The organism is Cyanobacteriota bacterium (genome assembly GCA_025054735.1).
Lineage (GTDB): Bacteria > Cyanobacteriota > Cyanobacteriia > SKYG9 > SKYG9 > SKYG9.
On sequence record JANWZG010000290.1, the window covers coordinates 1 to 5,243 of the forward strand.

Annotated in this window: 3 protein-coding genes; 2 read left to right on the plus strand and 1 reads right to left on the minus strand. The window is 48.3% G+C overall.

Going from position 1 to position 5,243, the window contains the following annotated elements:
• The first annotated feature begins 66 nt into the window (after nucleotides 1-66).
• Nucleotides 67-1,476, plus strand: coding sequence for a hypothetical protein (locus tag NZ772_13290; GenBank protein MCS6814523.1), 1,410 nt, complete (start codon nucleotides 67-69; stop codon nucleotides 1,474-1,476).
• A gap of 166 nt (nucleotides 1,477-1,642) precedes the next feature.
• On the opposite strand, the gene NZ772_13295 is transcribed toward NZ772_13290, so the two are convergent.
• On the minus strand, nucleotides 1,643-3,730 hold the full coding sequence (locus tag NZ772_13295) for an ATP-binding protein (GenBank protein ID MCS6814524.1): 2,088 nt from the start codon (nucleotides 3,728-3,730) through the stop codon (nucleotides 1,643-1,645).
• A 531-nt stretch (nucleotides 3,731-4,261) separates the two neighbouring features.
• Between NZ772_13295 and cysK the strand changes: the two genes are divergently transcribed.
• On the plus strand, nucleotides 4,262-5,243 hold a 982-nt coding region (cysK, locus tag NZ772_13300), incomplete at its 3' end, for a cysteine synthase A (GenBank protein MCS6814525.1).

Consider the following 5,243-nt stretch of genomic DNA (forward strand, 5'->3'; position numbering starts at 1 on the left):
TGGTTTCAAACGTTTGAGAGCTGTTTACAGGCTGCTGTTATGATTGATTAAGGTGAGCAAAGGGTTATGGCATCACAAAACCTTCTGGAATTAGCTAGGCAGGGAAATCCTCAGGCTATTAATGCGTTTTTGGGTCGGATGCTCGAACCCAAGGGCATTACAGCTAAAACTGTGGTACAAGACGATCGCCTCCATCTGTTGCTAGAGTCCAACCAGGCCCTTGATCAAGCTGTACTCGTACCGTTTGTGCATCAAGTGATTTCTAGGCTGGGAGCTACTCGGTTTAAGTCTTTGACAATTTATGGCAAACAGCGCAATCAACAGGGGCAGCCATGGAGCCAAGTGATTAACTTGGCTGAGCCAGATTTGACTCCTTCAAGCACCCATCAAGAGCTAAATGTTCCTTCGCCTCCTCCCGGTGCCCATCAAGAGCTGAATGTCCCTCCACCTCCTCCCATAGTGCCTACTAGATCAGCGTCGAGGGATAACGCTTCTGCTGTGTCGCCCATCCCACCAGTTGCCAGTCCTCCAGACAGTGCTGATCAACCTCAGGTACCAGCACCTCCCCTAGATGTGCCGCAGCCTCAAATACTAGAGCCTTTACGAGATGCTCCACAGTCTCAGGTGCCAGCACCTCCACCAGATGTTCCACAATCACCTGCTAGTGCTGCTACTTCAGCACTGACTCAGTCATTCGAGACTGCTGATGTTACAGTTGATGAGCTAACTGATATTCCCCCCCTTGCTCTGAACTGGGATAGCCAGCTAGATGATCAAACAGCAGCCGATTCTGCTCCTACTAACCCATTGCCACAGGTTTCCCCCCAAGCAACACCAACCTCAGAACCTGTAGCCGAGGATAATGTCTTGGAGGATGAACCTCAGATAGCTGAGGGAGAAATGCCGATCGCCCGGGCGATCGCGGTGGTTGGGTTGGCCCTAGCCCTAGTGGGAATTGTGCTCTTGCAAGGCCGCATGATATCGACCAAGGCTCGTACAACGATTGATCAAGCGGATGCTCTCATTGCTAAAAGCAAGAAACCTGGAGATGTGGACGACATCAAGCGCCTACAGGGTGACATGAATACTGTCATCCAGGAGTTGCGGACAATTCCTGCAATTCCCTTCCTAGTGCCGGATGGAGTCACAGCGAGTGAGAAATTGGATATTCTGCAACAAGAGCAACGTAGACTGCAACAGCGTCTGAAGCAGGAAGATATGGCTACAAAGGTACTTGCTGTCGCTCAGCGCCATGCTCAAGAAGCATCTGATATGGTCAAAGTCTCTCCCAACAACCTGTCAGTTCTGAGGCAAGCGGAACAAAAGTGGGGACTAGCGATCGCCGAACTAGAGAAAGTTCCTAGCAGTACCAATGCCGGTCGAGAGGCTGCCCAAAAACTGCCTACTTACAAGACTAACTATGCTGAGGTCAAAAAACAAATTGCGGCGTTATCCCAACCTAGGACAAGACGCTAGAGCTGGGTTGTAGGTAGTGCTGGATGTAGTTCCCTAGGTTGATATTGCTATCTGTGAGACCTAAAACTATGCTATGGATTCAGTATCGCCTTGTTAGCCGCAGCCATTAACGCAGCACCTGATGACTGCTCTGCCTCTGGGCGTGACGAACTATCAGTAACGGCTGCTAAGCTGGCATAGAGGGTGTGCAAACAACAATGCCCCTACATAAGGATCGTCCCTGGGCTAATAACACCGAAATATCTCGCAGCAATTCGTCAGCATTGACAGGCTTGGTGAAATAGCGCTCGATTCCTAGCTGTCGCCCGCGCTCGCGATCGTCAATCATCGACAGAATAATGATCGGAATACCAGCCGTGCTGGGGTTATATCTCAAAACAGCAGCCACATCAAAACCGCTGATTTGGGGTAGTATCACATCCATAATGATTAAATCTGGCTTTTCAAGAGCAACCTGCTGAATGGCCTGTACACTGCTACCCGTCGTCAGTACGTTATAGCCCTGTGTCTCTAGCTGCTGTTTCAAGAGTTCACAGATGTTTGGATCATCATCTACGACCAATATTGTTTTTTGGGCTTTCTGGGTTGAAATTGGCATCATCACCGTAGGTGATACTGACTGCCCAGATGAGCAAGTGGTTGTCAAGGGTGCAATAGTATTTTCAGGCTGAGCCTGTGGAATTTGAGAAACTGGAGTGGCTAGTTGACGTTGTGCCAACGGCAGGGTGAAGGAAAACGTGCTACCTTTGCCGACAACACTGTTAACCCATATCTGGCCGCCATGATGCTTGATGATTTGATAACAGATAGATAACCCTAACCCTGTACCTTTGGGCTTGTTTGTCAACACATTGCCAACTTGCTTGAATTTATCAAAAACCTTGTCTTGATCCTCCGGAGCAATGCCAATGCCTGTGTCACTAACGCTAATGCAGAGATATTCATTGTCAACCTTGGCAGCACAGCGAACTATGCCTTTAGGCGTAAACTTGACAGCGTTGGACAGCAAATTAATAATGACTTGAACGATACGATCGCGATCAACCTCAACAGTAGGCAACTGACTGGGTATGTCTAACTGAAACTCTAGGCCACTATCCATAAACAAGGGTTCTGTAGCCGCGATCGCCTGATGCAACATGTCCAGTGGGTTCACTGGTACTAGGTTCCAAGTCACTTCTCCCGATTCCATCTTGGCGACATCCAACAAATCATTAATCAACGATGTCAACCGCTCTGCTTCAGAAACGATGATGGTCGAGTTTGCTCTGATTTTGTTTAATACCTTCGTCAGTTTTTGATTGCCAGCTTGCCAACTCAGCAACATGTCCTCCTCTAAGCGCTCTTTAATAATGGAGGCAAATCCTAGGATTGAGGTCAAAGGAGTACGCAACTCGTGGGATACGGTAGAGATAAAATCAGTTTTCATGCGATCAATCTCCCGTTCACGGGTTACATCTCGAATCAGCACAGCAGAACCAAGACACGTAGTCTGCTCAGATGCTTGCTTGAAAATTGCCCTAGCGACCGCTTGTCCAACTCGGCCATGGGCTAGCTCCACTTCAGCTGTAGTGACCGCACCAAGTTGTTGTTGTGCTTGGTGCAATAATTCAATTAACTTCTCAGGCAGCATATGACAGGAGGGCATTGGCATCTCTCCAGAACCAGAAGGTTCTGGTAGTTGATACATCTTTACCAAGGCTAGGTTAAGGCGAATAATGTTGCCATTTGTATCTGCCACCAGCAGGCCGTCGGCTAGGTTGTCTAAGATGGCATTAAGTCCTTGAGCATTGGCTAAAGAATCTTGTAGAGCCGCTTCTGTGCGCTTGCGCTCATTGACTTCTGCCTCTAGTTGTTGGTTAGCAAGCCGCAATGTTTCAGGGCTAGGTAGGGCCAAGGCCATAGGTATAAGCGGAACTAATATAATCGCAGTAGACATGGAAACTAGGGCAGTAAACACCTTGACCACAGTTGATAGCCAATAGGTAGGGTGCCAAAGTGTCCATATATCCATAATGTGACCGGTACCACAGGCCACAATGAACAAGCCAAACAGGGCAAAGATCCAACTGAATGGCAAGTCTTTGCGCCGTTGAATAAAGATAATCAGCGTAATTGGAATCGAGAAATAGGCGACAGCGATCGCTGTATCTGATACGACATTAAGCCAGACTAACTCCGGTCGCCACAGATAGCAGTGACCGTGGGGCATAAACAAACTTGTATCCAGCAGAGCATTCCAGAACGATACCATAGGCTTGTGGTTGGGGTACTAGATATACGCATCCTAGGCAACTAAGTAAAAAACCAACATCAGTTGATCTACTGAAAGTAGCCATGGTTCCTTGCCTGTAAACTAGCCCAGAATCTCTTGTGACACAGCTAAGTAATTGAAGGTATAAAATATTACCATAATCATGTTACGATGAGACTTTAAGCTCTTGCTACGAAGCGATAGGCTTCATCACCTCTAGAGTTGTGTCGAGTGTTTCTAGAGAACTGCCCTGGAAATTCATTGTTTCATCCCTAGGGAGTAGGGTATGAGCTGACTGAATTAGGGCAGCATCCCGTCTAGCCTAAGGTCGTAGCGCAGGTGAGGGAGCAGAGCAGAAAACTATGAACGATTGATAAGGAGTGATTAAGCAGAATTTATATAGATTTAGATAACTACCAAAACTCTACCGATTTACCGTAGTATACTGAAAGTCAAGCATCAGTGATGTGTTACTACTGCAATTTGTTGCTGCAGACCTCAATTCTTCTCATTCCCCTAAGGAGTTATGCTATGCGCATCGCCAACAACATTACGGAGCTAATTGGAAAAACTCCCCTAGTCAGACTACAGCAAATTCCTCAAGCCGAAGGGTGTGTGGCAGATGTGGTGGCAAAACTAGAGGGTTTTAACCCAGCAGCCTCAGTCAAGGATCGGATCGGGATCAGCATGATTCAAGTAGCTGAAGATCAGGGCTTGATTCAACCAGGGAAAACGATTTTGGTAGAGCCGACCTCTGGCAACACGGGTATTGCACTAGCAATGGTAGCTGCCGCCAAAGGTTATCAGTTAATCTTGACCATGCCAGAAACCATGAGTATGGAACGGCGGTTAATGCTGAAAGCCTATGGTGCGCAGTTGGAACTGACACCAGGGGCACAGGGAATGAAAGGGGCGATCGCCCGTGCGGAGGAAATTGTGAGGCAAGTCCCCAATGCCTTTATGCTGCAACAGTTTGCTAATCCGGCCAACCCTAAGGTACACCGAGAAACTACTGCTGAAGAATTGTGGGCAGACACCGATGGCACTATCGATATTCTGATTGCTGGTGTAGGCACGGGTGGTACCATTACAGGAGTAGCCGAGGTGCTGAAGCAGCGCAAGCCAGGATTCCGGGCGATCGCGGTAGAACCAGAGGAAAGCCATGTGCTCTCTGGCGGACAACCAGGCCCCCATAAAATCCAGGGCATTGGTGCGGGGTTTGTGCCCTCCATTCTGAAGATGGAGCTAATTGATGAGGTAATCCAAGTCAACAGCGACACCGCGATCGCCTACAGTCGCCGCCTTGCACGAGAAGAAGGCATATTATCAGGCATCTCTGCTGGTGCAGCCCTTGCTGCTGCGATTCAGGTTGCCAAGCGTCCTGAAAATGCTGGTAAGTTAGTGGTCTTCATCCAGCCCAGCTTTGGGGAACGCTATCTCACCAGTGCACTGTTCAAAGATTTACCTGAAGTAGAGGTGTTTCCAGTCAATGGTGCCAGCCCAGAGTTAGCTT